Consider the following 4731-nt stretch of genomic DNA (forward strand, 5'->3'; position numbering starts at 1 on the left):
CGACCGCTTCGGCCCCCGTCCGGATTCCGGCCGCCCGGCGAAACCGGCAGCAAACTGCGACCGCTTCGGTGCGCGTGACAATGCACGCAAACCGCGCCGCGACGATAACGCACCGCGCACATCGGCCGCCGGCACGCGCCCGGCCCGCGACGGCGCGCCTGCCCGCCGTCCGGCCGGCAGCGCACTGAAGACCGCGCAGCCCGTGAAGCGCCCTGCGGCACACGATCGGGGCGACGAGACCGGCCTGATGCGGCTGTCGAAGCGCATGTCGGAACTGGGCCTGTGCTCGCGCCGCGAGGCTGACGAATGGATCGAGAAAGGCTGGGTGCTGGTCGACGGCGAACGCATCGACACGCTCGGCACGAAGGTGCGCGCCGACCAGCGCATCGAGATCGACGATCGCGCGCGCGCCGAGCAGGCCGCGCAGGTGACGATCCTGCTGCACAAGCCGGTCGGCTATGTATCGGGTCAGGCGGAAGACGGCTACGAGCCCGCGGCCGTGCTGATCACGCGCGAGAATCACTGGAGCGGCGACCGCTCGCCGATGCGCTTCGCGCCCCAGCATCTGCGCGCGCTCGCACCGGCCGGGCGGCTCGATATCGACTCGACCGGCCTGCTCGTGCTGACGCAGAACGGTCGCGTCGCGAAGCAGCTGATCGGCGAGCAATCGGACATCGACAAGGAATATCTGGTGCGCGTCCGATTCGGCGAGCGCCTGACGGACATCGACCAGCATTTCCCCGCGGAATCGCTCGCGAAGCTGCGGCACGGCCTCGAACTCGACGGCGTCGCGCTGAAACCGGCGATGGTCAGCTGGCAAAACGGCGAGCAGCTGCGCTTCGTGCTGCGCGAAGGCAAGAAGCGCCAGATTCGCCGCATGTGCGAACTGGTCGGCCTCGAGGTGATCGGCCTCAAGCGCGTGCGGATGGGCCGCGTGATGCTCGGCGCGCTGCCGCAAGGCCAATGGCGCTACCTGTCGGCCGACGAGACGTTCTGAGTCCGGCCCGCCCTTCGCGCCGCATCGCGGCAAGAAACGACAACGCCCGCGCAAGCGGGCGTTGTGCATTTCAGTCGCGGCATCGCTCTTGACGCGACGGCATGCCCGATCAGTCTTCCGCGGCCGCGTCGAGCCCCGGGAACAGCACGTCGGTGAAGCCGAAACGGGAAAAGTCCGTAATCCGCATCGGATACAGCGTACCGATCAGATGATCGTATTCGTGCTGCACGACCCGCGCGTGGAAGCCCTCGGCGACGCGCTCGATCTTCTCGCCGTACTGGTCGAAGCCCGTATAACGGACCTTCGCATAACGACTGACGACGCCGCGCAGGCCCGGCACCGACAGGCAGCCTTCCCAGCCTTCCTCCATGTCGGGCGGCATGTACTCGATCTTCGGGTTGATCAGCACGGTCTCCGGCACGGGCGGCGCTTCCGGATAGCGGTTGTTGCTGCCGAAGCCGAAGATGACGATCTGCAGGCCGATGCCGAGCTGCGGCGCGGCGAGCCCGGCGCCGTTCGCATGATGCATCGTGTCGAACATGTCGGCGACGATCCCGTGCAACTCGGGCGTATCGAACTTCTCGACCGGCTTGGCGATTTCGAGCAGGCGGGGATCGCCCATCTTCAGAATCTCGCGAATCATGACGCGTTGCCCTCCAGGAGTGTGTGCAGACCGTCTTCGTCGAGCACGGGAATGCCGAGTTCCTCGGCCTTCGCGAGCTTGCTGCCCGCTTCCGCACCCGCGACGACGTAATCGGTTTTCTTCGACACCGAGCCGGCCACCTTTGCGCCGGCCGCTTCGAGCATGTCCTTCGCCGCTTCGCGCGTGAGCGTCGGCAGCGTGCCGGTCAGCACGACGGTCTTGCCTGCCAGCACGCCTTGCGGCGCCTTCGGTGCCGGCGGCCCTTCCGGCCACGTGACCTTGCCCGGCGCGCGCAGCTGCTCGATCACCGTGCGGTTGTGCGCCTCGGCGAAGAATTGATGGATCGACTCCGCGACAACCGGCCCGACGTCGTTGACTTCCAGCAGCGCCTCGGGCGACGCGTCCATGATCGGATCGAGCGAACCGAAATGCTTCGCGAGATCCTTCGCCGTCGATTCGCCGACATGTCGGATGCCGAGCGCATAGATGAAGCGTGCGAGCGTCGTGTGCTTGGCCTTCTCGAGCGAATCGAGCAGGTTCTGCGCGGACTTTTCCGCGAACCGGTCGAGCTCGGCGAGCGTCGTGAAGCCGAGGTTGAACAGGTCGGCCGGCGTGCGCACGAGGTTCTGCTCGACCAGCTGGTCGATGATCTTTTCGCCGAGTCCGTCGATATCGAGCGCGCGCCGCTGTGCGAAGTGCCAGAGCGCCTGCTTGCGCTGCGCCGGGCAGAACAGGCCGCCCGTGCAGCGGGCGATCGCTTCGTCCGGCAACCGCTCGATCCGCGAGCCGCACACCGGGCACGCGGTCGGCATCACGAACTCGGCCGCATTGTCCGGCCGCCGGTCGAGCACGGCGCCGACCACTTCGGGAATCACATCGCCCGCGCGGCGGACGATCACGGTGTCGCCGATGCGGATGTCCTTGCGGCGGACCTCGTCCTCGTTGTGCAGCGTCGCGTTGGTCACCGTCGCGCCGCCGACGAACACCGGCTCGAGCCGCGCGACGGGCGTGATCGCGCCGGTGCGCCCGACCTGGACGTCGATCGCGACGAGCGTCGTCAGCGCCTCCTGCGCGGGGAATTTGTGCGCGAGCGCGAAGCGCGGCGCGCGCGACACGTAACCGAGCCGCTCCTGTTCATCGCGGCGGTTCACCTTGTAGACGACGCCGTCGATGTCGTAGGGCAGCGACTCGCGCTTTTCGCCGATCCGGCGGAAGAAATCGAGCAGCCCTTGCGCGCCGCGCACGACCGCGCGCTCGCGGTTCACCGGCATGCCGAGCGACACGTACCAGTCCAGCAATTCGCTGTGCGTGGCCGGCATCTCCGCGCCTTCGAGCACGCCGATTCCGTACGCGAAAAACGACAACGGACGCTGCGCGGTGATCTTCGGGTCGAGCTGGCGCAGGCTGCCCGCCGCCGCGTTGCGCGGATTCGCGAATTCGCGCTGCTCGGCCGCGCGCTGCCGTTCGTTCAGGCGCGCGAAATCGCGCTTGAACATCAGCACCTCGCCGCGCACCTAGAGCACGGCAGGCACGTTCGCCCCCTTCAGCTTCAGCGGAATCGAGCGGATCGTGCGCACGTTCTCGGTCACGTCCTCGCCCGTTGCGCCGTCGCCGCGCGTCGATGCCCGCACGAACCGGCCGTTCTCGTAGCGCAGCGAGATCGCGAGGCCGTCGAACTTCAGTTCGCACGCGTATTCGACCGGATCGGTCACGGTGCCGGCGAGATCGGCGGTCCTGTCGAGCGCGTCGGAAATGCGCTTGTCGAACGCAACGATGTCGTCGTCGGAAAAGCCGTTGTTGAGCGACAGCATCGGCATCGCATGAACGACCGGCGTGAAGCCGCTCGCGACTTCGCCGCCGATGCGCCGTGTCGGTGATTCAGGGGTGACGAGATCGGGATGCGCCGCTTCGAGCGCCTGCAGCTCGGCGAACAGCCGGTCGTATTCGGCGTCCGGCAATTCGGGCTGGTCGAGCACGTAATAGGCGTAGTTCGCCCGCTCGAGTTGATCGCGCAGCCATGCGGCGCGTGCGGCGGGTTCAGTGGCTGGCGGTTCGGCTTGAATTCGGGCCATGCTGGCGGGAGTTTCTTTCTGAGACAATCGGATGCCCGATTATCTCAGTTTGACGCGGCAGCGGCGCGTCTGTCGGACAGACGCCCGGCACAATCCGCGGCGCGGCACGATGACGATCGCCGCACCGCCCGATCCGGCATCACTGGCTGAACAGCCGCCGCGTGACCGGCGACCCGGCTGGAATGCCCGCTTCTTCCAGCTTCGCGTACAGCTTCATCAGCTGCTGCTCGATCGCGAGCAGCGTCGACTCCGGCAACGGCCGGCGCTGATCGTCGACGACGCGCGCGCCGATCCGCTCGGACAGCGACTTCGCGTAATCGCACATCAGCCGGAACGGCAGGATGTCCTCTTCGGCGACCGGCACGTCGAGCACCAGCGTGATCATGTTGGCGCCCTTGTAGGTCAGGTCGTCGCGCAGGAAGTTGGTGTCGCCGAACTGCAGCATGAACACCGGGTTCTGCTTCGCGTCGAGCTTCACGAAGCGCGTGCCGTCGCGCGACAGCAGCAAACCATCCTGCGACGCGACCGCCTGCACGTAGTTCGCCGACCACGGCGCACCGTCGGACAGCACATTGATCGACAGCTGCGCGTCGCATTGCGCGGCGAAGCCGTCGAGCTCGCGCGCCATCGATACCGTTTCCATCATGTCCGGGAATTCAGGCGCGCCGTCGATCGCATCGGCGAACTGCTGCACGCCCGTCACGAACTCGGAAAACTCCAGCTCGTTCAGCGGGCCGCTGCGGTTCGCGAGCTGCACGGCCGCACGCAGTTCCTCGTAGCGCACGCCGTTTTGCAACAGTTCCCAGTGACCGCCCTCCGGCTTGCCTTCGATGTGCACCGGCTTGCTGCCCGCCCGGCGCAGGCGCTGCGCGGCCGGCACGATCTTGTCGCCCGGCAGCGGCGCGGCGAGACGGATCGGCACAATGCAGTCGATGCGCCGGTCGACGACCGCGGGCGGCGCCGCGGAAATCGTCGTCGCGGCCGGCATCACCGGCTCGGCATCGGGCGGCATGAGCATC

General features: G+C 67.5%; 3 protein-coding genes and 1 pseudogene. 1 reads left to right on the forward strand and 3 read right to left on the reverse strand.

Annotated elements, in window-relative coordinates; translation table 11 throughout:
- The coding region (locus KH616_RS21600; protein ID WP_292250651.1) for a pseudouridine synthase at positions 1–997 on the forward strand (997 nt) is incomplete at its 5' end.
- A 109-nt stretch (positions 998–1106) separates the two neighbouring features.
- Here the strand turns inward: KH616_RS21600 and def are convergent.
- The 3 genes and pseudogenes from def to KH616_RS21615 form a co-directional block, all read right to left on the reverse strand.
- Positions 1107–1640 carry a peptide deformylase gene (def, locus tag KH616_RS21605; protein ID WP_292250653.1) on the reverse strand — a complete coding sequence of 178 codons (534 nt, stop codon included), beginning with the start codon at positions 1638–1640 and terminating at the stop codon, positions 1107–1109.
- A pseudogene (gene ligA, locus KH616_RS21610) lies at positions 1637–3712 on the reverse strand (NAD-dependent DNA ligase LigA). Before ligA ends, def begins: the two are co-directional and overlap by 4 nt.
- Positions 3713–3851: 139 nt before the next feature.
- The coding region (locus tag KH616_RS21615) for a cell division protein ZipA C-terminal FtsZ-binding domain-containing protein (RefSeq protein WP_292250654.1) at positions 3852–4731 on the reverse strand (880 nt) is incomplete at its 5' end.

Source organism: Burkholderia sp. (assembly GCF_018375725.1).
Classification (GTDB): Bacteria; Pseudomonadota; Gammaproteobacteria; order Burkholderiales; family Burkholderiaceae; genus Burkholderia.

Coding starts and splice junctions, on each gene's coding strand:
- def (WP_292250653.1), bottom strand. CDS start 1,640: ATGATTCGCGAGATTCTGAAGATGGGCGATCCCCGCCTGCTCGAAATC.